The sequence below is a fragment of the Nonlabens agnitus genome, from assembly GCF_002994045.1.
In the GTDB taxonomy this organism is placed as follows: domain Bacteria; phylum Bacteroidota; class Bacteroidia; order Flavobacteriales; family Flavobacteriaceae; genus Nonlabens; species Nonlabens agnitus.
The window spans coordinates 1,919,848-1,945,083 of sequence record NZ_MQUC01000003.1 but is presented as its reverse complement, the minus strand read 5'-3'; the positions used below and the strand labels follow the sequence as shown (position 1 = coordinate 1,945,083).

General features: G+C 40.7%; 22 protein-coding genes and 1 tRNA gene. 12 read left to right on the top strand and 11 right to left on the bottom strand.

Annotation, left to right across the window (positions count from 1 at the left end; genetic code table 11):
* Positions 1-75 precede the first annotated feature (75 nt).
* From lgt to folE, 4 genes are all read right to left on the bottom strand, one after another.
* Positions 76-1,011 (bottom strand): prolipoprotein diacylglyceryl transferase, encoded by a 936-nt coding sequence (gene lgt, locus BST86_RS09010; protein ID WP_105982982.1) that lies wholly within the window; start codon positions 1,009-1,011, stop codon positions 76-78.
* Between the two features lie 69 nt (positions 1,012-1,080).
* Positions 1,081-1,305 carry a membrane protein insertion efficiency factor YidD gene (gene yidD / locus BST86_RS09005; RefSeq protein WP_105982981.1) on the bottom strand — a complete coding sequence of 75 codons (225 nt, stop codon included), beginning with the start codon at positions 1,303-1,305 and terminating at the stop codon, positions 1,081-1,083.
* Complete coding sequence (gene cysS / locus BST86_RS09000) at positions 1,306-2,793, bottom strand: cysteine--tRNA ligase (protein WP_105982980.1); 1,488 nt, start codon at positions 2,791-2,793, stop codon at positions 1,306-1,308.
* 77 nt (positions 2,794-2,870) lie between these two features.
* Entirely contained in the window at positions 2,871-3,542 is a 672-nt protein-coding gene (gene folE, locus BST86_RS08995; RefSeq protein ID WP_055413550.1) for a GTP cyclohydrolase I FolE, read from the bottom strand.
* 168 nt (positions 3,543-3,710) lie between these two features.
* On the opposite strand from folE, the gene BST86_RS08990 reads away from it, so the two are divergent.
* Complete coding sequence (locus BST86_RS08990) at positions 3,711-7,721, top strand: T9SS type B sorting domain-containing protein (protein WP_105982979.1); 4,011 nt, start codon at positions 3,711-3,713, stop codon at positions 7,719-7,721.
* Positions 7,722-7,808: 87 nt separating this feature from the next.
* On the opposite strand, the gene BST86_RS08985 is transcribed toward BST86_RS08990, so the two are convergent.
* Both BST86_RS08985 and BST86_RS08980 read right to left on the bottom strand, forming a co-directional pair.
* Positions 7,809-9,332 carry an OmpP1/FadL family transporter gene (locus BST86_RS08985; RefSeq protein WP_105982978.1) on the bottom strand — a complete coding sequence of 508 codons (1,524 nt, stop codon included), beginning with the start codon at positions 9,330-9,332 and terminating at the stop codon, positions 7,809-7,811.
* A gap of 14 nt (positions 9,333-9,346) precedes the next feature.
* Positions 9,347-10,402 carry a hypothetical protein gene (locus BST86_RS08980; RefSeq protein ID WP_146126743.1) on the bottom strand — a complete coding sequence of 352 codons (1,056 nt, stop codon included), beginning with the start codon at positions 10,400-10,402 and terminating at the stop codon, positions 9,347-9,349.
* Positions 10,403-10,509: 107 nt separating this feature from the next.
* On the opposite strand from BST86_RS08980, the gene proS reads away from it, so the two are divergent.
* The 3 genes from proS to rpsT all read left to right on the top strand — a co-directional run bounded on the left by proS (position 10,510) and on the right by rpsT (position 12,433).
* Positions 10,510-11,988 (top strand): proline--tRNA ligase, encoded by a 1,479-nt coding sequence (proS, locus tag BST86_RS08975; RefSeq protein ID WP_105982976.1) that lies wholly within the window; start codon positions 10,510-10,512, stop codon positions 11,986-11,988.
* Between the two features lie 78 nt (positions 11,989-12,066).
* A tRNA-Glu gene (locus BST86_RS08970) sits at positions 12,067-12,138 on the top strand.
* A gap of 43 nt (positions 12,139-12,181) precedes the next feature.
* Positions 12,182-12,433 carry a 30S ribosomal protein S20 gene (gene rpsT / locus BST86_RS08965; protein ID WP_105982975.1) on the top strand — a complete coding sequence of 84 codons (252 nt, stop codon included), beginning with the start codon at positions 12,182-12,184 and terminating at the stop codon, positions 12,431-12,433.
* A gap of 132 nt (positions 12,434-12,565) precedes the next feature.
* Here the strand turns inward: rpsT and BST86_RS08960 are convergent, their stop codons facing one another.
* Both BST86_RS08960 and rho read right to left on the bottom strand, forming a co-directional pair.
* Entirely contained in the window at positions 12,566-13,153 is a 588-nt protein-coding gene (locus BST86_RS08960; protein ID WP_105982974.1) for a hypothetical protein, read from the bottom strand.
* Positions 13,154-13,397: 244 nt separating this feature from the next.
* Positions 13,398-15,173 (bottom strand): transcription termination factor Rho, encoded by a 1,776-nt coding sequence (gene rho, locus BST86_RS08955; RefSeq protein WP_105982973.1) that lies wholly within the window; start codon positions 15,171-15,173, stop codon positions 13,398-13,400.
* 208 nt (positions 15,174-15,381) lie between these two features.
* Here rho and BST86_RS08950 point away from each other — a divergent pair, with 208 nt between their 5' ends.
* The 5 genes from BST86_RS08950 to BST86_RS08930 all read left to right on the top strand — a co-directional run bounded on the left by BST86_RS08950 (position 15,382) and on the right by BST86_RS08930 (position 19,658).
* Complete coding sequence (locus BST86_RS08950) at positions 15,382-15,792, top strand: DUF4293 domain-containing protein (RefSeq protein WP_105982972.1); 411 nt, start codon at positions 15,382-15,384, stop codon at positions 15,790-15,792.
* 171 nt (positions 15,793-15,963) lie between these two features.
* Positions 15,964-16,716 (top strand): LytR/AlgR family response regulator transcription factor, encoded by a 753-nt coding sequence (locus BST86_RS08945; protein ID WP_105982971.1) that lies wholly within the window; start codon positions 15,964-15,966, stop codon positions 16,714-16,716.
* The gene (locus BST86_RS08940) at positions 16,703-17,098 is read left to right on the top strand and encodes a two-component regulator propeller domain-containing protein (RefSeq protein ID WP_105982970.1); all 396 of its coding nucleotides are present in this window, start codon (positions 16,703-16,705) and stop codon (positions 17,096-17,098) included. The genes BST86_RS08945 and BST86_RS08940 overlap by 14 nt, the downstream gene beginning before the upstream one ends.
* The gene (locus tag BST86_RS08935; protein WP_105982969.1) at positions 17,089-17,700 is read left to right on the top strand and encodes a hypothetical protein; all 612 of its coding nucleotides are present in this window, start codon (positions 17,089-17,091) and stop codon (positions 17,698-17,700) included. The genes BST86_RS08940 and BST86_RS08935 overlap by 10 nt, the downstream gene beginning before the upstream one ends.
* 26 nt (positions 17,701-17,726) lie before the next feature.
* Positions 17,727-19,658, top strand: coding sequence for a histidine kinase (locus tag BST86_RS08930; RefSeq protein ID WP_105982968.1), 1,932 nt, complete (start codon positions 17,727-17,729; stop codon positions 19,656-19,658).
* 173 nt (positions 19,659-19,831) lie between these two features.
* Here BST86_RS08930 and BST86_RS08925 read toward each other — a convergent pair whose 3' ends face one another.
* Positions 19,832-20,320 (bottom strand): metallophosphoesterase family protein, encoded by a 489-nt coding sequence (locus BST86_RS08925; RefSeq protein WP_105982967.1) that lies wholly within the window; start codon positions 20,318-20,320, stop codon positions 19,832-19,834.
* 298 nt (positions 20,321-20,618) lie between these two features.
* Between BST86_RS08925 and truA the strand changes: the two genes are divergently transcribed.
* The 3 genes from truA to BST86_RS08910 are packed head-to-tail and all read left to right on the top strand — an operon-like array spanning position 20,619 to position 23,613.
* Positions 20,619-21,377, top strand: a complete 759-nt coding sequence (gene truA, locus BST86_RS08920) for a tRNA pseudouridine(38-40) synthase TruA (RefSeq protein WP_105982966.1) — start codon at positions 20,619-20,621, stop codon at positions 21,375-21,377.
* Positions 21,370-21,837 (top strand): hypothetical protein, encoded by a 468-nt coding sequence (locus BST86_RS08915; protein ID WP_105982965.1) that lies wholly within the window; start codon positions 21,370-21,372, stop codon positions 21,835-21,837. The genes truA and BST86_RS08915 overlap by 8 nt, the downstream gene beginning before the upstream one ends.
* Positions 21,838-21,840: 3 nt before the next feature.
* The gene (locus tag BST86_RS08910; RefSeq protein ID WP_105982964.1) at positions 21,841-23,613 is read left to right on the top strand and encodes an ABC transporter ATP-binding protein; all 1,773 of its coding nucleotides are present in this window, start codon (positions 21,841-21,843) and stop codon (positions 23,611-23,613) included.
* Here BST86_RS08910 and BST86_RS08905 read toward each other — a convergent pair.
* On the bottom strand, positions 23,610-24,455 hold the full coding sequence (locus BST86_RS08905) for a DUF3667 domain-containing protein (RefSeq protein WP_105982963.1): 846 nt from the start codon (positions 24,453-24,455) through the stop codon (positions 23,610-23,612). The two genes, BST86_RS08910 and BST86_RS08905, sit on opposite strands and share 4 nt — an antisense overlap.
* A complete protein-coding gene (cdaA, locus tag BST86_RS08900) occupies positions 24,455-25,231 on the bottom strand; it encodes a diadenylate cyclase CdaA (protein WP_055413534.1) in 777 nt (258 codons plus the stop codon). The genes BST86_RS08905 and cdaA overlap by 1 nt, the downstream gene beginning before the upstream one ends.
* Between the last annotated feature and the right edge of the window lie 5 nt (positions 25,232-25,236).

Sequence of the window (25,236 nt, the reverse complement as noted above, 5' to 3'; positions counted from 1 at the left end):
AGAATCTGGCGTAAAAACTAAAAAAAAAGAGCCTCTCATGAGGCTCTTCTATATTTTTATGGGTTCCTAAATAATCTAGTCCTCACGCTTGATCCAGCTCTCAGGTCTAAACATGAGTAGTAAACCTAATAGGATAAATGGGATACTCAACATTTGTCCTGTATTGAGGCCAAAAATAAAGTTCTCGCCACCTTCTACCTGCTTGATCTTCACAAACTCAATAAAGAATCTCGCTACAAATAAGCCCACAAAAAACAATCCTAGCAAGTAGCCTACTTTCTGTTTTTTGTCCGTTTTCCAGTAAACAAAATAAAGTAAAACGAAAAGCGCTACATAGCACAACGCTTCATAAATCTGCGATGGGTGACGCCATGGTATGGACTCCAATAACGTTGCATATTGCGGATCGTTGACCACAGCCTCAATAGCCTTATCGGTATCCTTGATTCCTGTGGCGTAGAGCGCATCGCGCACCGCAGGATCTGAAGTGTCTCTTACAAATTTAAATGCCCAATCCACATCAGTTACCTTACCTACAATCTCACTATTAAGCAAGTTACCCATACGCACAAAAGCACCACCTATGGCGGTAGGAATGACAATACGGTCCAGGATCCAGAACATATGCTTTTTCAAATGCTTGCGACTGTAGAAATACATAGCAATCATGATACCTATAGCTGCTCCATGACTGGCCATTCCAGCAAAACCGGTCCACTCAAAAGGGCTCAGTTTGAAAGGGAGAAAGACGTGTAGTGGGTCTGTGAACAATACTTCTGTTTCATAGAATAAATAGTGACCTATACGTGCACCTGCAAGACAGCCTATGACCGTGTACATAAATAAAGGATCCAATTTCTCATGGCTGATACCATCCTTTGTAAAAATGGGCTTGATGATGTACCATCCCAAAACAAAGGCAACCACATAAGAAAGGCTGTAAAAATGAATGGTAAAAAACCCTAGGTCTATACCTTCTAACGGATTCCAAATGACTTTAAGTGGTAACATGTATATGGTTTAAAAAGGGTCTAAAATACTATTATTAATTCGCTTAAGCTACGGTCAAGATTGGAGTTGTTAGGGTACTGGATCGTAACCTTTGCCGCCCAAAGGATGGCAACTTGCAATCCTTTTGATTCCCAGCCAGGTGCCTTTAAAAAGGCCATATTTCTTCAGGGCTTCAACGGTATAATGGGAACAAGTAGGTTGATATCTGCAGGTAGTTGGCAAGAAAGGCGATATCCCAGTCTGGTAAAATTTGACTAACCAGATAAGGGGTTTTGCAGCGCCTGTTGTCTTCATTTATTTAGTGGTAAACGTGGTGCCTTCAGCGCCGTCTTTTAATTGGATCCCAGCCGCGGCCAACTCGTCTCTTATCTTGTCACTGGTTTCAAAATCTTTTCTTGCTCTAGCCGTGGCACGTAAATCAATGATCAGCTTCATAGCCGCATCCATATGTTTACCGCTGGTCGCATCTTCATTTTCACTTGCCGACTTGACACCTAAAACATCATAGAGAAAGGCATGAATCGTTTCTTGAAAAAGTTCCAGATCTGACTGTGTGATGGTCTCATTACTTTCATTAATAGAATGAATCATTTTTGCACCTTCAAATAATTCTGCAATAAGAATAGGTGTATTGAAATCATCATTCATCGCGTCATAGCATTTTTGAACCCATGCTGGGATGTCAATGCTGGAGGATGACGATACTTTTAAATGATCCAGTAAGCTTATCGCTTCCTGCAACCTGTGTAGGCCTTTTTCTGCTGCAAGGATCGCATCATTGCTAAAGTCCAAAACAGATCTATAATGCGCTTGCATCATAAAGAATCGAACGACTGCTGGAGAAAAAGCCTTCTCCATAAAATCGTTTTCTCCCGTAAAAAGCTCTTCTGGTAATATGGAATTGCCTGTCGACTTGGACATTTTTTTACCTTCAAGGGTGAGCATATTAGCATGCATCCAGTAATTCACGGGACTATGTCCATGCGCTGCTTCACCTTGGGCAATCTCACATTCATGGTGTGGAAACTTCAAGTCCATACCACCACCATGTAGGTCAAAGGTCTCGCCTAAATATTTTGAACTCATTACCGTACATTCCAGGTGCCATCCTGGAAACCCATCGCCCCATGGACTAGGCCATCTCATGATATGTTGCGGCGAGGCTTTTTTCCACAATGCAAAATCCTGCGGATTCTCTTTCTCACTTTGAGCCGCCAGTTCACGAGTGTTGGCAATCATGTCTTCCAGATTGCGACCACTCAACCTTCCATATTGATGATCTTCATTGAATTTAAGTACGTCAAAATAGATGGAGCCGTTACGCTCATAAGCATAGCCCTTTTCAATGATCGTCTTAATGATTTCAATTTGCTCTACAATGTGCCCAGTAGCGGTAGGCTCAATGCTAGGCGGCAAGCTGTTGAAACGCTTCATCACGTTATGAAAGTCCAGCGTGTATTGCTGTACGACTTCCATGGGTTCTAGTTTTTCAAGCCGCGCTTTTTTGGAAATTTTGTCCTCGCCTTGATCGGCATCATCTGTCAAGTGACCGGCATCTGTAATGTTACGTACGTATCGCACCTTGTAGCCCAAATGGGATAGGTACCTGTAGATCATGTCAAAACTGATAAACGTACGACAGTTACCTAAATGCACATTGCTGTAAACGGTAGGTCCACAAACGTACATTCCCACGCGGCCTTCGTGGATAGGTACAAACTCCTGTTTTTCACTGGCGATGGAGTTGTAAAGTCGCAGTTTTTGCTGGTTGTAAAGTGCCATGATCTTATGATGTGTGGATTATTTTGAAGTATATCGCTTTCGCGAAAGCGAACTTCTCAAAAATCCAGGTGCTTTGTTTAAAATTTGGTTTCAAGTTTAATGTAATCGAGAAACTCGCTTTTCACTTGTGGGTCCTTGAACTTACCGCCAAACTCGCCTGTTACCGTGCTGCTGTCGATATCGCGTATACCGCGACTGTTCACGCACAAATGCTTTGCATCGATCACGCAGGCTACATCTTCTGTATTCAATACCTGTTGCAATTCACGTACAATCTGGATATTTAAACGCTCCTGTACTTGTGGGCGTTTTGCGTAGTAATCTACAATGCGGTTCATTTTGGAAAGGCCCACGACATTGCCGTTGGAAATATAGGCAACATGAGCGCGGCCCACGATAGGCAATAGGTGGTGTTCACAAGTAGAGTAGAGGACGATGTTTTTTTCAACCAACATCTCGTTGTACTTATACTTATTTTCAAAAGTAGAGGCGCTGGGCTTCATTTGAGGTCGTAACCCTCCAAATATCTCATTGACAAACATTTTTGCCACGCGGTTGGGTGTGCCTTTGAGACTATCGTCTGTCATGTCCATTCCTAGCGTGACCAGAATCTCATGAACATTTTTCTTGATGGATTCTATCTTTTCTGCATCAGATAATTGAAAAGCGTCCTCTCTTAAAGGAGTTTGCTCGTTAGAGGATAAGTGATCCTGGTCTTCCATATTATCTAAAAAATCTTCTACTTTCATACAAATCTTGCAGTATTCCTGCGGTAAAAATTAAACTGCAAATTTACAAATTACAAAGAGAAGACCACTTGTAAATCTAAAGAGACTAAATCAACGATTCTAACGTTTTTTAAGGACCGTCTTATTGTCGATATTTACGCTAACGGTTTTCACTGCGATAAAAACTCTATGAAGTCTTTTTTACTCCTACTTGCATTTTTGTTTTCTACTATCATCACGGCGCAAACCGTGATCGAGATGCCAGGTAGTGGTTTTAGTACTAGAGAAAGATATAACGGTTGTGGTGAAGCTATATTTACGGATAATGGTAATCGTGGTTCTAATTATGGTAACTCTCAAGATTCAGAGATAATATTTTGTCCTATTGTAGAAACGGATCGTATGGTGCTAGATTTTACAATTTTGGAACTTTTATCTGGTGATTTTTTAAGAGTTTATGACGGCGATTCAACGGCATCACCTTTACTTAACACTTTTACAAATACTACTATAGCTCCTGGCGCCATAGAAGCCAGCGCTTCCAATTCTACGGGCTGTTTGACTTTTGCTTTTCAAAGTAATTCAAATAATACTGCAGCTGGCTGGGAAGCATTTAGACGCTGTATTGATCCCTGTCAGAGTATTATACCAAATATTAATTCGGTACCTAGCATTGATCCAGATGGCATATTAAGAGTCTGCCAGAATGAAGAAGTCGATTTTCAAGGATCTGCGACCTTTAGCAATTCTGGCGCTGGTGCTATTTATGAATGGGATTTCAATCAAGGTGATGGTTTCGTGTCTGGGCAAAATGTTTCAGCAACTTTCACAGAACCGGGCTCCTACCAAGTAAGGTTTAGGGTTACAGACACGCAGGGTTGTACAGATCGAGAGTCAATTGATCTAGTAGTACAAGTCTCAAATGATCCAGACTTCACAGGAACGGTGGCTTCTTCAAACGATATATGCATAGGTGAATCGGTTACTCTTTCAGGTATGGTATCAACAATGGAGTTTGAGGTGGTAACGGCACCACCCGTTTCTGGAACAACTTTTTTGCCAGATGGTTCCGGTGTGAGTTATCAAACTTGTATAGATGTAGACGCATTTGAACCTGGAGCAGTGATCAGAAATGCTTCTGATTTGATTTCTATGTTCGTGAATATGGAACATAGTTACACTGGTGATCTAGATATAATTTTATCTGCTCCTAATGGTAGTGTCATAAGAATACTTGATGCAGGAACGACAGGAGAGAGGTTTTTAGGAACTCCTGTCGATCCAATAAATGAACCAGATAACACGGAACCAGGTACAGGCTTTACTTACGTAATCACTGAAGCTGCAAGTACGACACAGAGTTTTCAAGGTGGATTACAATCCATAAACAATTTTCAATCCTTGCCAGCAGGTGATTATTTAGCTTCCGATCCTTTTTCAAACTTTATAGGCTCTAGTCTAAATGGAAGCTGGTGTTTAACGGTCACAGATAATACAGTATTTGATAACGGTTACATTTTTGAATGGGGTTTAAATTTTGATCCATCGCTATTACCTGCAAATCTTTCTTTTGAGCCTAATAAAGTGAGAGAAGAATGGCAGGCAGATCCTACCATTATCGCTACCAATGGTAACGAAATCACCGTGCAACCAGATGTAGCTGGCACAAAATGTTATACGTATGAATTTGAAGATAGTTTCGGCTGCATTTATACCGAAGAAGTTTGTATTCAAGTAAACCCAACTCCAAACCCTAACGATCCCGAAGATTTAATGATTTGCGATACTGTCGGATCAGTAAATACGGTAGATCTTACCCAAAACACAGCGATAATGCTCGCTGGTCAAAACAGCAACAATTTCCAGGTGGCTTACTATAGACAGTTAACTGATGCTGAAAACCTGACCAACCCTATTGCGAATCCTTCGCAGTTTGCCGCACAAAATACTGCTGAAACCATCTATACGTCCATCACTAATGGTACTAGTGGCTGTTCTGTCGTTCGTGACTTTCAGGTCTCTATCAATCAAGCGATCTATACATTCCCTGGTAACCTTTCTGTTTGCGATGACGCGTCCAACGATGGTGTAGCAACCTTTGACCTTTCTGCGCAAACGCCGACTATCCTTGGAACTCAATCTACTGCTGAGGTAACCGTTACTTATCACAGAACACAAGCCGATGCTCAAAGTGGAGCCAATCCAATTGCTAATACTACTAATTACAGTAATGAAAACTCCCCAACGCAGATCGTTTATGTAAGAGTAGAAAATAACATTGATAATGGTTGTTTTGCTACAGGTGACTTTACCTTGACTGTTGGTGGTAACCCTGTTGCAAACCCGATAGCTACTTATAGGGTTTGCGATGATGCATCTAACGATGGTCGAGCGGTATTTCAATTGCAAACTAGGGATTCAGAAATTTTATTGGGTCAAAGCGCTGCAGACTATGAAGTGACTTACTATCTGTCTAGTAATGACGCTGCGTCGAGACAAAATCCTATTGACAAAACCAGTTTTCAAAACACCACAAACCCGCAAAATATTGTCGCTCGTATTGACAGTCGTTTCAATACTTCTTGCTTTGAAACCACAGACTTTGATCTCGTTGTGGATCCTTTACCAGTATTGCAAAGGCCCAATCCATTAGTGAGCTGTGATGATCCTTCTGGTGATGGTAGTGAAGTTTTTGACTTAACCTCTAACAACACATCCATTCTAAATGGATTGAACAGTGCAGATTTTGATCTTACCTATTACTTATCACAAGCAGATGCAACCGCGGCAAACAATTCCATTGCTTCTTCATATACCAGTAATGTTCCAACAGACATTATTTATGTAAGAGTTGAAAATGACCTTACCGGTTGTTTTTCCACCACAGATTTTGAGATCATCATCAATCCAGTTCCAGCTGTCGCAGCGATACCCAATCTAGAAACTTGCGATACAGATAATAACGGGACAGCTATTTTTAGATTAAACGATCGCCTGGATCAAATACGTAACGGACAATCTGGTGTTGAGGTCACATTTTTTAATTCACAGGCAGATGCCTTATCAGGCAGCAATTCTCTAGACGCAGAGTCCTATTCCAGCAGTAGTTTGGAAACCATTTTTTATAGAACAGAATTTACATCTACTGGTTGCTTTACAACTTCCAGTTTTGATATTGAAACGATTACGCCACCCGTAGCTGCAGGCACGGCAGCTGTTGAACTTTGCGATTCTGGTGACGGGACTGCTGTATATAATCTGGCCAATAGCGATGCGCAAATTCAAAATGGTCAAACCAATACCACAGTCACTTATTATCAAACACAAGCAGATGCTGAGGCAGATCGGTCTGCGATTGATAAGAATTTCTCTTTTAGTGGCGATGTGACTTTATTTGCTCGACTGGAAAACAGTAGTGGCTGTTACACGACAACTATTCTAGAATTGAGATTCGGTCAATTGCCCTTGCCACAGTTGGAAGATGAGGTCGTATTGTGTCGTGACCCTCAAGGGCAGTTAGTGAATGGACCTGCCGTACTTGATACTGGATTAAGCGATGCAGATTTTGATTTTCAGTGGCGTTTTGACGGGCAATTATTGCCTATGGAAACGAATTCTGTACTTATCACAGAGCAGCAAGGAACATATGAAGTTACGGCATTTAATGCGGTTACAGGATGTTCTGCTATGGCTATGACCGTAGTGAGGCTAGCGGGCGCACCAGATACCTTTACGATTGACGTTACCAGTGAGCCTTTTGACTTGAATCAACAAATCGTCATTGATGCTGCAGGACCTGACGATTACTGGTTCCAGCTGGATGATGGCTTGTATCAGGACAGCAATATATTTGAGAATGTCTCGCCAGGTGTTCATTTTGTAACCATTGCAGAGCGTAATGGCTGCGGTAGCGTGACAACACAAATATTTGTTTACGGCTATCCTAAATTTTTCACGCCTAATTTTGATGGTTTCAATGACACCTGGAACGTAGCCGCTGGCGATCGATTGCCGATATTGAACATTTACATTTATGATAGGTATGGTAAATTTCTCAAGCAACTGGATCCTACTGGTGCCGGTTGGGATGGAACCTATTTAGGTGAGCTATTGCCCAGTTCTGACTATTGGTTCAAGCTGGAATATGAATATGAAGGCACTACAGGCACTGCAAACGGGCACTTTTCTCTAAAAAGATAAAGGCATCTAATGGATAGATGCCTTTAGTTGTAATAAGTATGTTTTGGAGTTCGCTTTCGCGAAAGCGAAATTATCTCCAGCCTAGATCTAAAAATTAAAGCCCAAACTTACCATGACATTACTGGTGTCGTTGTTGATGTTTCCTCTAGTCGTAAGGCCAGTATCAAATAATTGCTGGCTGTAGTTTCTTTCTGAATAATCGTAAGAAACATCAAGAGTAGTATTTCCCCAATTGTAACCCAATCCCAAACTGAAACCGTTAAGGTCATCCATGATGGATTTATCTTCATAAGGTGATTCTACTGAGCGATAACCACCACGCAGCGTCAATCGCTCTATACGATATTCACCACCGATTCTTATGGTATTTGCACGTTGCAGATTCTCATTGATGAATAGATTGTTGTTGGTAAAGTTGTCATCGATGCCAGTTTCAAATTGAAGCTGGGAATAATCTCTAGTGGAATAGTCAAAGCTTATCAATCCAGAAGTACCGAATATATAGGCAATACTTCCAGTCAAACTACCTGGCGTTCTCAACTCGTAAGAAGGGTATATATTGATGATGTTGGGACGAACGAAAGCATTTTCAAAATTTCCATTTTCAATTCTTGTTGTGGAGATATCTTGAGTCAAGGTTTCATCGATACTATACCAGGTAGGTGATTCATAAGTGGCACCTATTCGTAAAGATTCCGTTAGGTTGCCTATAGCTCCCAATTGGAAAGAAAATCCTGCTCCTTCCACATCCAGACGGTTGTCAAAACGAACATCGGTAGTGGTAGCATCAGCATTACTGTTTGCTTCTTGAAATGAGGTAAATCTTGCATAATCGATAAAATGACTATTAAGATTAAGTCCAAAACTCCATTTTTCAGCAAACTGTCCCGCGATATTCACCGACGTTTTCCCTTGCGAGCCTGCAGTCTCTACTTGGTATGCCTGCGTGAATGCACCTGTGCCTGTGTTCGATACATATTGGGTATTATTAGGATTAGCATCATCAACAGCATCAATAACAAACGCTTCATAACCTAGGAATCCTTGTTGCGCATCGAATCCTACTTGTTCTCCTAAGAATTGGTACAAATCAGTAATTGTCTCGCCATTTCTAACTTGGAAATTATCTACCGTAAAACCGTTTGCGTTGTTTAAAAAATACTGAGAGATAGAAGTGTCTCCAACACCTCTTAAAAAAGTATTGTCATCATACTGTCTTGTAGTGTCGTAATTAAGACCTATTGCAAATTTGTTCAATAGGTTATCCTGCACGCTATTAAATACCAATACACCTCCAAATTGATTGAAGTTGATGTCGCTTTCATCTGCAGTGGTATTACTACCAAAGTAATTGCCGTCGTTGTTTTTTTTATTGTATCCCAAAGTAAAACTCGCATAATGATTAGCAAAAATCGCTGAACCTGCAGGGTTTTGTCCGACAGCCGTCAAGTCACCACCTAATGCGCCAAAGGCACCACTTAAGGCGCGGTACCTTGATGTTCCATAAAGGTTGTCATTTTGGCCATAAATTAGGCCATCATTTACTGTTTGTGCTGCACAAAAAAGCGCACCTGCAAATAGTGCGCTTAGGGTTAAAATGTAATTTTTCATAGTTTTTCTTTAATTTATCCTCTTCCTCCTGATCTGCCTCCAGAAGAACGACTTCCAGATGATCTGCCTGAAGACCTTGAGCCTGAACTAGATCTAGGAGATGAGGAACGTGTTGTTGTAGTTGGACGAGTTGATCTCGTTGAACTACTTCGGGTAGATGATGAACTTCTAGTTGGCGAAGCAGTTCTCGTAGGAAAACTCGATCTTGTAGTAGAAGTCGATCGTCTCGTGGTGGTTGGGACACTTCTGCGAGTAGACGTGCTTCTTCTAGTGGTATTAGTAGGTACAGATGATCTGCGAGAAATTGTTGATCTTGTATTACTAATTCTTGACGCTGGCCTCGCTACACTTCTACTATTGCTACTGCGAAATCTATTATTATAAGCATAATTGTTTCGATTTCCACGGTAAAAGTTATTTCCATAAAAACCACCAACGTAAGGGTTGAACGCAAAGCCACCAAAGAATGGATCGTAATAACCGAATGGCGGTCCGCCAATTGCATATCCAAAAGAACTTACTCCAAATGGCAATCCCCAGAAAGAACCATTAGCGAAACCAAAATGGTTAAATCCAAATCCGAATGGGTATCCAAAGCCATAACCGAAATTGTTTAATCCATAAAATCTACCGTAACCAAAATTGTTGAATCCAAATCCGAATGGGTACCCAAATCCTAAACCAAATCCAGGATTACCATAAAAGTTAATGATAGTTTCAGAAGGATTAGTTCCCCATGCCGGTTGAGCTGCATAGTCTAGAACGTATTCACCATTCTCTTGGTCATATCCTTGATCTGAATAATTTTCTACGTCGATAAATATTTCATCTTCAGCTCCGCCAGAATATTGTGATGCTTCTAATGCAAAAAGTTGTTGGTAATAGTTTGAGGAGTTCTGTTCATAAGTATCGCTTAAAACTTCCTCTTCTTGATTAATGACTGTGCCACCATAAATACCATCATTATATGAAGAATCAGTGTAAGAACCACACGAGGTCAAAAAAGCAATTGCTAGACCCAAGCCAAAGACTTTGGTTGCGGCATTTTTGAAAGTAGTATTTGTTTTCATGGTGTGAATTTTTAAAAGCATTTAATAAAAATAAGTAGTTTTGCCAGCAGCTGAAAGCTTTTAACAGAACCCTAATTAAGGTACAAGTTTTGTGCCAAATCCCATATATGAGTAAAAACCTAACAAGTAGATCAGAAGACTATTCAAAGTGGTATAATGAACTGGTGGTCAAGGCCGACTTAGCCCAAAACAGTGCTGTTCGCGGTTGTATGGTGATCAAGCCTTATGGGTATGCCATCTGGGAAAAGATGCAAGCAGAACTGGATCGTATGTTTAAGGAAACAGGACATCAAAACGCTTACTTCCCACTTTTCGTACCAAAAAGTCTTTTTGAAGCAGAAGAGAAAAACGCAGAAGGTTTTGCTAAAGAATGTGCCGTGGTAACTCATTATCGTTTGCAAAATGATCCTGATAATCCAGGAAAGCTACGTGTGGATCCAGAAGCGAAACTGGAAGAGGAATTAGTTGTGAGGCCTACAAGTGAGGCGATCATCTGGAGTACTTATAAAGGCTGGATACAGTCTTATAGGGATTTACCCTTGTTGATCAATCAGTGGGCTAATGTGGTGCGATGGGAGATGAGAACGAGGTTGTTCCTTAGGACGGCAGAATTCCTATGGCAAGAAGGGCATACCGCTCATGCCACAAAAAAGGAAGCGCTAGCTGAAGCTGAATTGATGAACAATGTCTACGCAGATTTTGCTGAGAACTTCATGGCCATACCTGTTATCAAAGGAACTAAAACAGAAAGCGAGCGTTTTGCGGGTGCTGATGAAACTTATTGTATTGAAGCGCTGATGCAAGACGGTAAAGCTCTACAAGCTGGAACCAGTCATTTCTTGGGTCAAAATTTCGCCAAGGCTTTTGATGTGAAGTTTGCCAATAGTGAAGGTACACAAGAATATGTTTGGGCTACTTCATGGGGTGTTTCCACAAGATTAATGGGAGCGCTGATCATGACACATAGCGACGATCAAGGATTGGTCCTGCCTCCAAATCTAGCGCCTAATCAAGTAGTAATTGTTCCCATTTACAAAGGAGCAGAACAACTTGAAGAGCTTTCTAGTACAGTTCAAGGCATTATGAAAGGTTTGCGAGCTTTAGGAGTAACGGTGAAATATGATGATAGGGATACCTTTAGACCTGGAGCTAAATTTGCCCAACATGAATTACAAGGTGTACCGTTGCGCATTGCAATAGGTGCAAGAGATTTGGCTAATGGGACTGTAGAACTGGCAAGAAGAGATACGTTGACGAAGGAATCTGTCGCGTTGGAAGGAATTGAGCAGCACGTGAAGGATCTTCTCGACGAGATTCAAAACGCCTTATTTGAAAAGGCATATTCTTATCGCGAAGAACACATTACTGAAGTGGATACCTTTCCAGAATTTAAGAAGGTACTCAAGAATAAGGGTGGTTTTATATCGGCACATTGGGATGGAACCGCAGAAACCGAAGATAGAATCAAGGAATATACTAAGGCCACCATACGTTGTATTCCAATCGATGGGAAAAAAGAAGAGGGTAAATGTGTGTTGACAGGAAACCCTTCTAAACAAAGAGTTCTTTTTGCAAAAGCATATTAATTCAAGAAAAATTTGCAAGACGTTTGCAGGATTAAAAAAAGTGTTTATTTTTGCATCCGCTTAACGAGCAAAATTAATGGCCCGTTCGTCTATCGGCTAGGACGCATGGTTTTCATCCATGTAAGAGGGGTTCGATTCCCCTACGGGCTACTATAACATAATCGGTTTCTTGAGAAACCTAGTTTAAAAAGATATGGCAAATCACAAAAGTGCTTTAAAGAGAATTCGTAGAAATGAGGCTGCAAGAGTGCGTAACAAGTACCAGCACAAGACTACACGTAACGCTATCAAGAAATTGAAAGAGACTGAAGATAAATCTGCGGCAGAGAAAATGTTTGTAGAAGTAACTTCAATGATTGATAAGTTAGCTAAGAAAAACGTTATTCACTGGAATAAAGCAAGTAACCTTAAATCTAAATTAGCAAAGCACGTTGCTTCTATCTAGATTGTAAGTTCATTAGAATTTTTAAAGCTTCTCATCAAGGGAAGCTTTTTTTTATTTTATCATAGTTCAATTCATAAAAAAGTTCCAAGCTATTTAAGGCCTGGAACTTTTCGTATTTTAAAAATAAGAAGTTTAATTAGCTGTTTTCAAACGGGACAGCTTGTTACGCTCATCCTGTAATTGTCTTCCCAGACGTTGTTTTTCTTCTATGGACTTGCGACGCAATTCTTCAAGTTCTGCCTCGCTAGTGGCAAGCTCTGCTTTAGCTTGTTGGGTTACCGCATTGCTCTTGCGATATTGCAAGACGATTGATACAAGAGCAATGGCTAGCAAACCGACGATGGACCATACCATAATGTTGTACACATCTTTATTCATCGCTATTCCCAGTAAGGAGATGGCATCTTTTTCTGCATTTAACTGTTCGACGTTGGTATTTGCGGCAGTTAATTGCTCTTGCAATGGAATTTGAGCTTGCTTTTCAAGAGCAACGCTTTCTTCTAGTTGCTCAATTCTCTCATTAAGCTCTAGGATGTAGGTAGAGGTATTTACTCTTAAGTTTTTTAGATCACTTTCCTTAACGACTTTATAGTTGTTGAAGTTATTGCTTTCAGAAATTAGTTTTTCAAACTGATTGTCTATAGGATTCTGATCCATGGTTTGATCCTGCGCGATGCCTATGGCGCTTATGAACAAGCCGGTGTAGATGAGGTTTTTCATGTTAATTACTTTAGGGTTTTATAGGGTAGTTACTGGAACAACGCACAAACGACTGCCAGATTATGATCTGGTCCTGAAATTTTCAGAAGTTTTTAAAATAGTCTTTATTGGATGTAATTGATGTTGTCAAATACCCATTCCATTAGGTTCATGGATGAGGTTTTCGAGAAATTCGCTTTCGCGAAAGCGAACACGAAAAAAGCCCCACAATTAAGTGAGGCTCTAGGTAGGATATTATTTGAATCTAGTCGTTCATGGTCGCAAGAAACTCCTCATTGTTACGAGTTTGCTTGATACGTTGAGACATGAATTCCATAGCTTCTACAGGATTCATATCGGCCAGGTATTTTCTCATGATCCACATGCGTTGTACTGTGTCTTTATCGAGTAATAGGTCATCACGACGTGTCGAGGATGAAGTAAGGTCAATGGCTGGGAAGATGCGACGGTTGGAAATGTTGCGATCCAGTTGCAGCTCCATATTACCGGTTCCCTTAAATTCTTCAAAGATTACCTCGTCCATTTTAGAACCAGTCTCTGTCAATGCTGTAGCGATAATCGATAGTGATCCACCACCTTCTATGTTACGAGCCGCACCAAAGAATCTCTTAGGTTTATGCAATGCATTAGCATCCACACCACCAGAGAGTACTTTACCACTAGCTGGTTGTACCGTATTGTAAGCTCTTGCAAGACGCGTGATGGAGTCCAATAGGATCACGACATCATGTCCACATTCTACCATGCGTTTTGCCTTTTCAAGAACGATGTTAGCCACACGTACGTGGTCATGAGCTTCTTTATCAAAAGTAGAGGCGATCACTTCACCGTCAACGTGACGTTGCATGTCGGTTACTTCTTCTGGACGTTCATCAATCAAAAGGATCAATTGATACACTTCAGGATGGTTGGCAGCGATAGCATTAGCGATGTCTTTTAATAGCATCGTTTTACCCGTTTTAGGTTGTGCCACGATCATACCACGCTGTCCTTTACCTATCGGTGCAAACAGATCCATTACTCTTGTGGAGACGCTTGCGCGTCGCTCTGCCAGGTTGAATTTCTCATCTGGGAACAATGGTGTCAAGTGCTCAAAAGAAACACGATCACGCACCACACTTGGGTCTAGACCGTTGATTTGTGAGATCTTGATGAGTGGGAAATACTTTTCACCTTCTTTAGGTGGACGTACCATTCCTAGTACCGTATCACCAGTCTTCAGCCCAAACAATCGTACTTGCGATTGAGATACATAGATATCATCTGGAGATGCTAAGTAATTGTAGTCACTACTGCGCAAGAAACCATAACCATCTGGCATCATGTCTAGAACACCTTCACTCTCGATGATTCCATCAAATTCAAATTCTGGATCGCGGTAGCGATTACGGTTATCCTTATTGCCTTTAGGCACATTGTTTTGGTTGTTGTTGCGTTGGTTCTTTTGACGTGGATTGCGGTTGTCGTTGCCATCCTTATCATTATGATCGTTACGACGATTATCATTGCGATTATCATTGCCGTCCTTATCATTCTTGTTGTCACGACGGTTATCGTTACGGTTGTCATTACCGTTCTTGTCGTTTCTGTTATCAGAATCCTTGTTGTCGCGTGGTTTATTTTGTCTAGGATTCGGTTTGTTGGTAGAATCCTTGCTTTTTACTTGACGTGGATTAGGCTTGTTATTGGCCTTGTCGTTTTTGGAATCGGCATCGTTTTGATCAGACGACTTATCGTTTGAGTCATTTTGATTTTTTGCCTTACGCTCTTTAGGTTCACGCTTTTTGGGCGCTGGTCTAGGTTTACGTTCTTTAGGTGCGTCTTGCTTAGGAGATTCTGGCGTTGAATTATCGTCAGTATCTAATTTTTTCACCACATCTGGATTAGCGGCCTGTAGGTCAAGGATTTTGTAGACTAGGTCCAATTTGCGCATTGTGCGAAATTTTGGAACGTTCAATCCTTGAGCAATTTCCTGTAGTTCAGGAAGTTTCTTTGATTTTAAATCAGCTATTTGAAACATGTAATTATGGAAAAGTGTATGTAAATTTTCTTGAGGGATAAATGAGACTGGAATCTATCAGAAAAATTTTCAGTCCCTAGTTAACCTAATAAGAGGTGGTTAACTGAAATGTCCTACAATGATACGCTAAAAAAAGTTTACCAACCCTTGTTTTTTGCCTGTAAACTGTATTTTTGTCCATCTTTAAAGAAAATTTAGGCTTTACACCATGATACAAAGAATACAGACCATATGGTTGATCCTTGCCGCTGCTTGTAGTGGTGGTTTGATATTTCTGGTAAGCCTATGGATTGATGGTGAGGGAAATGAAGTTGTGGCGATGGATGAAAATTCCTATTTTGGTGCCTTTGTGGCAAGTGCCATAATTTCGATCTTTGCTATTTTCTTGTATAAGAATAGAAAGCTACAAACCGTGATCAACCGTTTGAACATAATGTTGAATTTCATTTTGCTAGGAGTTTTCGTATATCGAGCCCTAACGATGTCTGGAGCGACGGCGGTTGCAGAGAAAGGCATTGGGATGTTCATTCCTATCCTATCTATCGTTTTACTGGTCCTTGCAAATAGGGCTATAAGAAAGGATGAACAACTCGTAAAATCTGTGGATCGACTACGATAAACACAAGAATCTTAGTACTATTAGTGTGAAAACCTGTAGGGCGCCACCCTGCAGGTTTTTTGTTTTATGAGGCTTTTATTGAGTTCGCTTCCGCGAAAGCGAATTCACTTTTAATCTGCATTACTTCCTACCAGCTCATCATCTGCCATTTCTTTTTCCTACATTTAAAACATGATTAATGTGGTAATTATCGATGATGAGGTAAACGCAAGAATGTTTCTTGCCAACCTTCTAGAAAAGGAGCTGGGCGCAAAACTGCACCTGGTGGAAAGCTGTAGCTCTGTCCAAGAAGGAGTCCGGGCCATCAAGAATAATAAAGTGGATCTCGTTTTTCTGGATATACAAATGCCAGAAGAAGATGGTTTCCAGCTCATGCAGTATTTTGACGAGATAAATTTTGAGGTCATTTTTGTGACGGCCTATGATCGCTATGCTATCAGAGCCTTTGAATGCAGCGCATTACATTATTTACTCAAGCCGCTAGATCCAGAAAAGGTAGGCCAAGCCATCACCAGATTTCAAAAAACACGTGAGCACAAACAAGCTATTCTAGAGAAATTTGATGTCTTTACAGATTATCTGGATAATAAGCGAAGTAAGGAACGGATCGTATTCAATACGCCTACAGGATTTGAAGTGGTGGTGCTCAAGGATATTTTACATGTGGAGGCAGCCGGAAATTATTGCCAGTTCTATTTTCAAAACAAGGCTAAAAAACTCGTGACTAGTTCCATGAAGGCTATTGAAGAGTGTCTTCCAGAAAAGGATTTTTGCCGCGTGCATAATTCATATATCATCAATCTAAACGAAGTGCGATCTTTTGTAAATGCAGATAAAGAGGTGAAGTTGCGAGATGGTACGTTAGTGAAAGTATCAGAACGTAAACTGGCTTATTTCAAAAACCGCATTAGTGAAATGGCATAATTTACTCTGTTGCCTGCTGGTTTCTTTAGTTGGTTTTACGCAACAATATCCATCTACTCAATTTTCTGATCGCGACATCCTACCTAACAATACGGTGCGCACTCTATTTATTGCCAAGGATGGCGCATTATGGATAGGAACTGATAACGGTCTGGTCAGGAAATTTAACGATCAGGTAGATTCCTATTTCAAGGAAGATGGCCTTACCCAGAATAATATCTGGGCAATTAATCAAGATGATTATGGGAATATCTGGATAGGCAGCTATGGTAAAGGGTTATTTACTTTAAGGACAACAAAATTCTTCCCTACGCTCATAATGATCAATTACCAGATCAAGAGGTTACCCAGCTATTTATTCACGATGAATGGTTGTACGTAGGAACCAGCGATGGACTTGCGGTGATCGACATGAGTCGTCCTGACCGAATCATGACCTACGATCCTAATTCCAACCCTGACGATCCCTTCAACGTTCAAGGATTTTTAGAGCTCAAAAATGAGGTTTATGTGATCACCTATGATGATGGGATTCACAAGGTGGCACTCGATGAGGATAAAATCTCATTAAATCGCGTTCGGGCGGAAAAGTATCTCTATGGCGCTTCTCAGTTTAAAGATTCTATCTATTTAAGTGGCAAGCAGTATTATAAAACTGTTTCCATAGCAGGCTTTTCAGATATAACAACATTGAGAAAAATGAAACCTGAAGGCAATTCTATTTTCTGGGATTATGAGCCATTGGAGGATAGGCTTTTTGCAGCTGGTTGGGGAATCTATTCTAAGGATGGTGGGATTTATGAGTTAGTGCCAGGTGGGTTTGAATTGCGAAATGAGTTCTTTGATGTTGAAAGTGCTCAAGTAACATCACTTGCGGTGCAACGTGAGTTTGATTTGTTATATGTTAGTACTTTGGATAATGGGTTTTACGAAATCAGACTGGATCAATCAGTCCATTTGAAAAATCAAATCACGATAGGGTAGTCGATTTTGCGCAGCTGGACGGTGATATGATTACCCTATACAATGATGCGTTGCGAATAGGCAGCATTACTATTGACGCTAACCAATTCAAAAAATGGCAAGTAGAATATGTTGAGAGCAATCCTAATGATCTGCCTAAATACGAGGATTACTTTTATGAATTAAGGTACGATACTCCTGCAACGGACATTGTTTTCTATAGCATCAAAGAAAACGGTGGTACTATTTGGGTAAACACTTCTATCGGTATGTATCATTTTGATGGGTCTGGAGCACTCATCAACTATATGCCTGTTCACGCTTTGGAATTCAATTTTACAGCAGATGGCCAATTGATAGAGCCTAATTTTTATCATGGCACGCGGGTTTATCATAGTGTTTCTCCCATACGTTACACGTACTACGATGAGTCCAAATCTATGGAGAACCCTAGGTTTGTGGTTGGCAACTTTCAAAATGGGAATAAAACCTATCTCACTTCTATATTCAATGGTTTATATGTCTATGAAGATGGACAGTTTATCTCATTAGCAGAAAACAATATTTGGAACGAGAAACGATTAAGGTTCATTACTCGACTAAACGACGGTAGGAAAGCGGTCACCAATGAAGACGGTGATGTATTTATTATCAATGACGACTCAACATTTAAAGCAAGCCAGATCCATCGTGATCCATCACATGGTAAAACCATCACCTTTCTTTCTTCCTACAAGGATTTCATCATTCTGGGCACATCACAAGGAATAGTATTTCACAATGGTGATCGTGAGATATTTATGAATCAGGAGCAAGGAGTCGATTCTAAAATCTACAATGGTTTTGTAAATGATGGCATATTGCATCTAGCAAGTGATCACGGTAGCTATTCTATACAACTGGATGCAGTTCTCAATCAGAAAAATAGGGTAGACCACATAGGCCTGCAATCTTTGATGATCAATGGTACAGAGATCAACGCAGCTGAAATGATCAACGGTAAAATCAATTTGAATCATGATCAGAATTCGCTAGATCTTCAATTGAGTACCAACAACCATCCGTTCCCGGGAAAACTGAAATATAGTTACCGATTATATGAGAGCAATTCGTGGATAGAATTACCAGAGAATAAACTTACGTTGCCTTTTTTGGATTCTGGCGATTATCAATTATTTGTCCAGATCGATGATGCTTCAACGGGTTACAAAATGGATCAGAAAATCCTAGAGTTTCATATCGCAAAGCCATTTTACAAAAGCAATCTGTTTCTAGCAGTGATCTTTTTAGTGTCTATGGTGATTTTGATAGTTTATTTTCGCTTTAAGCGAAAACGTGCTTATCAAAAAGCTCTAGAAAAGGAGTCTGTCACTAAGAGAATTGAAGAAGTTAAAATGGAGGCGTTGTTATCTCAAATGAACCCACATTTCATCTTTAATTCACTCAACTCTGTCCAGTATTTTATTAGTAATAATGAGAATGATCGGGCCATGAAATACCTGGGCACATTTTCAGATTTGATCAGGTCCAATTTGCACAACACAGAACGGCCCTTGAATACGTTAGAGGATGAGATCGCGTATTTAAAGAGATACATAGATCTTGAAAATGCCAGATTCTCAGACCGTATTGAGGTTACATTCATTGTTGATCCTGAGCTGTCGTTGACACAAACGCATATACCAACAATGATCTTGCAACCTTTTGTTGAAAATGCGTTTATTCACGCCTTTCCCTCGCGCATAGAATCACCGCAAATAAGAATAGAATTTGCCGTCATCAACTCGCAGACCTATCAATGCACGATCACAGATAACGGAATAGGTGACGCCAGTTTCCATAATAACAAGCATCACGTTTCCAAGGGCACGCAACTGGTTCGGGAACGATTATCTTTTTTGGGTTATGATCCAGAAAAGTCTCTACAGATAAGCTATTCACAACATGGAACTCTGGTAAGGCTCGAATTAGAGCGATAGCAGTTATCCTGAAATAGGCGGCAGTTATGTATTGTAAATAAAACCTCTAAGAAATTGAATTAGGTTTGAGGAATCAAATCGGTTCAAGAAATTTTGGGGGATTTTTCTTGATAGTTTGAGGTTAAAAAGCTGGAAGCTCAATTCCGGCTTTTTTATGTTGTAAGCTTTTCTAGTTACCGATCCTTTTCAATAACCTCCAAATTTGAAATCTTCCCAGCAGTAATCTTAAACCTGAGCATGGTTCGTTTTTTATGGAAGCCATGAATGCCTATAGCGCCTGGATTCATGTGTAGGCAATCGATCTTTTTATCATTGATTACCTTGAGAATGTGGCTGTGCCCGCAAATAAACACATCTGGCGGGTTGCTATAGATTTCCTGTCTGATGTTGGGATTGTACCGTCCAGGATAGCCGCCTATGTGGGTGATCCACACATCCATTCCTTCGCATTCAAATCGATTATGCAAAGGAAATTGGGTTCTTGCCTTATCGTCATCAATATTTCCATATACGGCTTTTAAAGGTTTGAGAGCAGCTATCTTATCAGTCACTTCTAGATTGCCAATATCTCCGGCATGCCAGACTTCGTCAGCCTGCAGGATATATTTTTCCATAAAGGCATCGTAATGACTGTGTGTATCTGAAAGGAGTAGAATTTTCATGAAGCGAAGTTAGGATGGCGAATTTATAAAACACGAATTTTGAAGTTGAAGTTGAAGTTGAAGTTCAAGTTCACGATTGATGATTGAAATCAAGAAACACGAGGTCAGGTCAAGACAACCATACCTCGACTGCCGCTCGATACTGGTTTTCATGCTGATGATTCCAGGATTATAGCTGCTTATCGATTTTACCCTTTTTAACTTTCCATTTCAATTTTAAGTTCGAGTTCGAGTTCGAGTTTGAGTTCGGGTTCAGTTCGAGTTCGAATTCAGATTCTGAACAACTACCTTTGCAGTCATGCAAAAACAGCGCTATTTTATTGAGCTTGCCTATGACGGTACGGCCTATCATGGCTGGCAGCGACAACCGCAAAGTATTTCCGTGCAAGAAGTGCTGGAAGATGGCTTGTCAAAAATGCTGCGAGCGAAAACCTATGTCACTGGAGCGGGCAGAACCGATACGGGAGTTCATGCGACCCAAATGTTTGCGCATTTTGATTTGGAAGGTGAATTGGATCCCATTCAATTGACGTATCGTCTCAATCGCTGGTTCCCTAAGGATATTAGTGTCTTTGAAATAAAAAAAGTGACCGACAAAGCGCATGCGAGATTTAGTGCAACACATCGGTCTTACGAATACCGCTTTCATCTTAGACCAGACCCTTTTAAAAACAAATCAAGGTATATCTTATATAGAATACCTGATATAGCACTCATGCAAAAAGCAGCAGACATTCTATTGGACTATACTGATTTTGAATGCTTCTCGAGAACGAACACAGACGTAAAGACCTATCTTTGTGACATCAGTGAGGCGCGCTTTGAACAAAATGGTTTTGAACTAATTTTTCACATCACCGCTAATCGTTTTCTTAGAAATATGGTCAGAGCAGTGGTAGGCACTTTGTTGGAAGTAGGCTACCGGAAATTGGAAGTTGAAGATATGCATCGCATTCTCAAATCGAAAGATAGAGGCAAAGCTGGCGCCAGTGCACCGGCTCAAGGTTTATATCTTACCAGAGTGCGCTATCCTCAAGAAATTTGGATCGATGAGTAATGTTTTATTTAAAGAAGAACAACGTTTTGATCAGTGGTGGTTAAAGCTGCTCATTGTGTGTATCATGTTGGTAATTGCGGTCAGCGCTTTTGTGGAGATTGGACAATCATCAGATATGATCGTCACGACAGCGACAGCGCTAAGTTGTTTATTGGGAATTGTGTTGATGGGCTCCATTTTTTACATGAAACTCACAACAACCATTACCGACGAGAAAATACATATCAGGTACTTTCCGTTTTTGAATAGAGAATGGAAGTGGAGCGACATCCAAACAGCAAAAGTCATTGACTATGGTTTTGTAGGTGGTTGGGGAATCAGAATTTGGACAGGAATGGGAACGGTTTACAATGTCAAGGGATCTAAAGGTCTCCATTTCAAAACCGATTCTAAGGAATACGTGATAGGTACACAAAAAGAAGAAGAATTGCGATCCAGTGTCGCGCATTTGCTCAAATAATTTATGGCATCAACTACAGGTAATGCATTTGACCTGTCGCTCTTTAAGCGACTTTTATCCTATACTAAGCCTTATAGGCTTACCACCATTTTTGTAGGCGTAAGCGCGATACTCATCGCGGTCGTGGCTCTAGGGATGCCCTATCTTATCAAGGTATCCATTGATCAACACATCATACCACAAGAATTTGAAGGTTTTGATACTGTCATTTATATGATGATAGGTGTCCTGATGGCAGACGTTCTACTACAACTTAGCTTTATCTTTTATGCCAACTGGTTGGGACAGCAAGTGATACGCGACTTGAGAACCAAGTTGTTTGACCACATGATGGGCTTCAAAATGAAGTATTTTGATACCAGCGCCGTTGGTAAATTGGTCACCAGAGCGGTAAGTGATATAGAAACCATAGCCAGTATATTTTCAGAAGGCTTGTTCGTGATTATTTCTGACCTGCTTAAAATGATTGTAGTCCTAGGATTTATGGCGTTTTCCAGCTGGCAACTCACACTTATTGCGCTTATCGTTATGCCGTTTATTCTTTACGCTACTAGGTTGTTCCAAAAAGCGATGAAAATCGCCTTTGAAGAGGTGCGTAACCAGGTAAGTAATTTAAATTCCTTTGTACAGGAGCGCGTGACAGGAATGAAAATCGTCCAGATTTTCAATCGCGAGAAGGTAGAGTACCAGCACTTCAAAGAGATTAATGACAAGCACCGCAAGGCCTGGATCAAAACCGTGTGGTACAACAGTATCTTTTTCCCTATTGCAGAGATGTCTTCCAGCATCGTGATAGGTCTCATCGTGTACATAGGCGTCATCATGAATATAGGGTCAGAATTCAGACTGGTGGAAATAGGTACCATCGTCATGTTCATTGACCTTTCCCAAAAGCTTTTTAGACCACTGCGACAAATTGCAGACAAATTCAATACCCTACAAATGGGTATGGTGGCGGCTAACCGCGTGTTCAAGATACTCGATACCGATTCTAGGATTGAGGATAATGGCACCTTGATCGCCTCCAATCTTAAAGGTGACATTGAGTTCAAGAATGTAGATTTCGGTTATGTTGAGAATGAATTGGTGCTCAAAAACCTTAGTTTTAAAGTGAATGCCGGTCAAACGGTGGCCATAGTAGGTGCTACCGGCGCAGGAAAATCTACGATCATCAATTTGCTTTCCAGATTCTATGAGATCAATGCAGGAGAGATTGTGGTGGATTCCGCTTCCGCGAAAGCGTACCAATTAGAATCATTGCGGGCTCAAATTGCCGTGGTGCTTCAAGATGTTTTCTTGTTTGCAGACACCATTCTAAACAACATCACTTTAAAGGACGAAAGCATCACCGAAGAGGACGTGATCACTGCCGCCAAAAAAATTGGCGTACACGAGTTCATCAATTCATTGCCTAATGGGTACCATTACAATGTGAAGGAACGTGGCGTGATGTTAAGTTCTGGACAGCGACAATTGATTGCCTTTTTGAGGGCCTACGTTTCCAATCCCAGTATTTTGGTACTTGATGAGGCCACCAGCTCTGTGGATGCCTACAGCGAGCAATTGATCCAGGACGCTACTGATATCATTACAAAAGACCGCACGTCCATCGTCATCGCCCATAGGCTTGCCACGATCAAAAAAGCCGATAAGATCATCGTTATGGATGCAGGAGAAATTGTGGAAATGGGAACGCACCATGAACTGCTTCAAAAAGAAGGTGGTTATTACAAAAATCTTTATGAAGTACAGTTTCTACAGCAAGAAGTGGCTTAGGTGCCAAAATTACTTGCAAGAAAACTTTCTACATCATAACCTAATTTTACTGCTATAAATGTTGCTGCTATGATAAGTAACAGTATGACTATTATAGAGATAATGAAAAGGAAAACAAACACTACTATAGAAATAAGACTTCTTAAAATAATTTGCTGTAGATCCAGTTGAAAGCATCTCTGGTAAGAATAAGCACTTTGCCAAAGTAAAAATAGATAGCCCAAAAAAGACCAATAGAAAAAGACTTGCGGTGAAACATAGATAAGCAAAATACTGATGGGAGTTGTCGCGATCACCATGTGCGCATAATTGTACAAGTAAAAGACCACCTGCTCTGTAAAATTATAGTATTGCTTACCCCAGAAGGTGATGCGCCCTACTAAAGCAAGTAGTGGAATAGTAAGTAGTAATATAACACCTTGATAATCCATTGCTGTAGAACTAAAGGATTTTTGTCTTTCAAGCTGTTCAGGACTGTATTGAGCAAATGCAGGAGAGTCTGCCATACCGGCAATATCCATGTAGTCCTCCATGATATTGGTTTGTTTGAGAACAAATACATAGATACCAGTGATGAATAAGGCGACTAATAAATACCTAACGGCATCCATATAATAGACACGTCGACCGTTGATGTATCCGTTGATAACGGCTTCTGGTTTTCTGAATAAATCTATAAACGTATGTCCAAACTTCGTATCGAGGCCCAAGTACATATCGCTAAAATCAGAAGCGACATTGCGCATGGTGATTCTGTTCTGGATCCATTTGGCACCACAGCTAGCGCAGTGTGTGTGTCCCACATATAGCATGTGACCGCAATTCTTACATTCTCGTTCCATTAGTCCAGATGTGTTTTGATCTTGTCTGCTAGATCGTCCATATCTTCATAACTTTCAAAGGCTCCATCCATAACCAGAGAAACCTGTCCGGTTTCTTCACTCACGATAATCGCCATGGCGTTACTGCGTTCGGTCAGTCCTAAAGCTGCACGGTGACGCAAGCCAAATCGCTGCGGGATTTTTCTATTGTCAGAAACGGGTAAAATGACTCGTGTGGCGGTAATCTTATTGCCTTCTATGATCATCGCTCCATCGTGTAACGTACTGTTTTTATAGAAAATGCTTTGGATGATGGGTGCATTCACAACAATGTCCATGGTGTCTCCAGAATTTTTAAGAAAATCCAGCGAGCCATCGCGTTTGATGGCAATCAGGGCACCTGTTTTAGTGGCGCTCATACGTTTGCAGGCAGTCACAATTTCATCGACCACGCCGCTGTTGGAGTCTATGTCTTCCTTAAAAAAACGCAGCTGTCTTAGAAACCTTCTTTTAGAAGTGAATTGGGTGGAGCCCAGCATAAGTAAAAAACGCCTCAATTCTTGCTGGAACACCACGATCAAGGCAAAAACGCCAGCACCTGTAAAAGCGCCCAACGCTCTGGACAACATTTCCATTTTCAAGAACAGCGTGACCTCATAGATCAAATAGATGATCACGATCCCTATGAAGATGTTGATCGCCGCGGTGCCCTTTACCAGTCTATACAAGTAGAATATCAATGCTGCAAAAAGCAAGATATCCACAAGGTCGATGATTCTAAATTCTGGTAACTCCATACCTC

Bases quoted from the DNA above. Each gene is read 5' to 3' on its own strand.
- BST86_RS08930 (WP_105982968.1), top strand. From the start codon at position 17,727: ATGATTACCCTATACAATGATGCGTTGCGAATAGGCAGCATTACTATT.
- BST86_RS08960 (WP_105982974.1), bottom strand. From the start codon at position 13,153: ATGAAAAACCTCATCTACACCGGCTTGTTCATAAGCGCCATAGGCATC.
- BST86_RS08980 (WP_146126743.1), bottom strand. From the start codon at position 10,402: ATGAAAACAAATACTACTTTCAAAAATGCCGCAACCAAAGTCTTTGGC.
- rho (WP_105982973.1), bottom strand. From the start codon at position 15,173: ATGTTTCAAATAGCTGATTTAAAATCAAAGAAACTTCCTGAACTACAG.
- lgt (WP_105982982.1), bottom strand. From the start codon at position 1,011: ATGTTACCACTTAAAGTCATTTGGAATCCGTTAGAAGGTATAGACCTA.
- cysS (WP_105982980.1), bottom strand. From the start codon at position 2,793: ATGGCACTTTACAACCAGCAAAAACTGCGACTTTACAACTCCATCGCC.
- rpsT (WP_105982975.1), top strand. From the start codon at position 12,182: ATGGCAAATCACAAAAGTGCTTTAAAGAGAATTCGTAGAAATGAGGCT.
- BST86_RS08950 (WP_105982972.1), top strand. From the start codon at position 15,382: ATGATACAAAGAATACAGACCATATGGTTGATCCTTGCCGCTGCTTGT.
- proS (WP_105982976.1), top strand. From the start codon at position 10,510: ATGAGTAAAAACCTAACAAGTAGATCAGAAGACTATTCAAAGTGGTAT.
- BST86_RS08985 (WP_105982978.1), bottom strand. From the start codon at position 9,332: ATGAAAAATTACATTTTAACCCTAAGCGCACTATTTGCAGGTGCGCTT.
- BST86_RS08945 (WP_105982971.1), top strand. From the start codon at position 15,964: ATGATTAATGTGGTAATTATCGATGATGAGGTAAACGCAAGAATGTTT.
- BST86_RS08990 (WP_105982979.1), top strand. From the start codon at position 3,711: ATGAAGTCTTTTTTACTCCTACTTGCATTTTTGTTTTCTACTATCATC.
- BST86_RS08910 (WP_105982964.1), top strand. From the start codon at position 21,841: ATGGCATCAACTACAGGTAATGCATTTGACCTGTCGCTCTTTAAGCGA.
- BST86_RS08925 (WP_105982967.1), bottom strand. From the start codon at position 20,320: ATGAAAATTCTACTCCTTTCAGATACACACAGTCATTACGATGCCTTT.
- BST86_RS08905 (WP_105982963.1), bottom strand. From the start codon at position 24,455: ATGGAACGAGAATGTAAGAATTGCGGTCACATGCTATATGTGGGACAC.
- BST86_RS08915 (WP_105982965.1), top strand. From the start codon at position 21,370: ATGAGTAATGTTTTATTTAAAGAAGAACAACGTTTTGATCAGTGGTGG.
- cdaA (WP_055413534.1), bottom strand. From the start codon at position 25,231: ATGGAGTTACCAGAATTTAGAATCATCGACCTTGTGGATATCTTGCTT.
- truA (WP_105982966.1), top strand. From the start codon at position 20,619: ATGCAAAAACAGCGCTATTTTATTGAGCTTGCCTATGACGGTACGGCC.
- folE (WP_055413550.1), bottom strand. From the start codon at position 3,542: ATGAAAGTAGAAGATTTTTTAGATAATATGGAAGACCAGGATCACTTA.
- yidD (WP_105982981.1), bottom strand. From the start codon at position 1,305: ATGAAGACAACAGGCGCTGCAAAACCCCTTATCTGGTTAGTCAAATTT.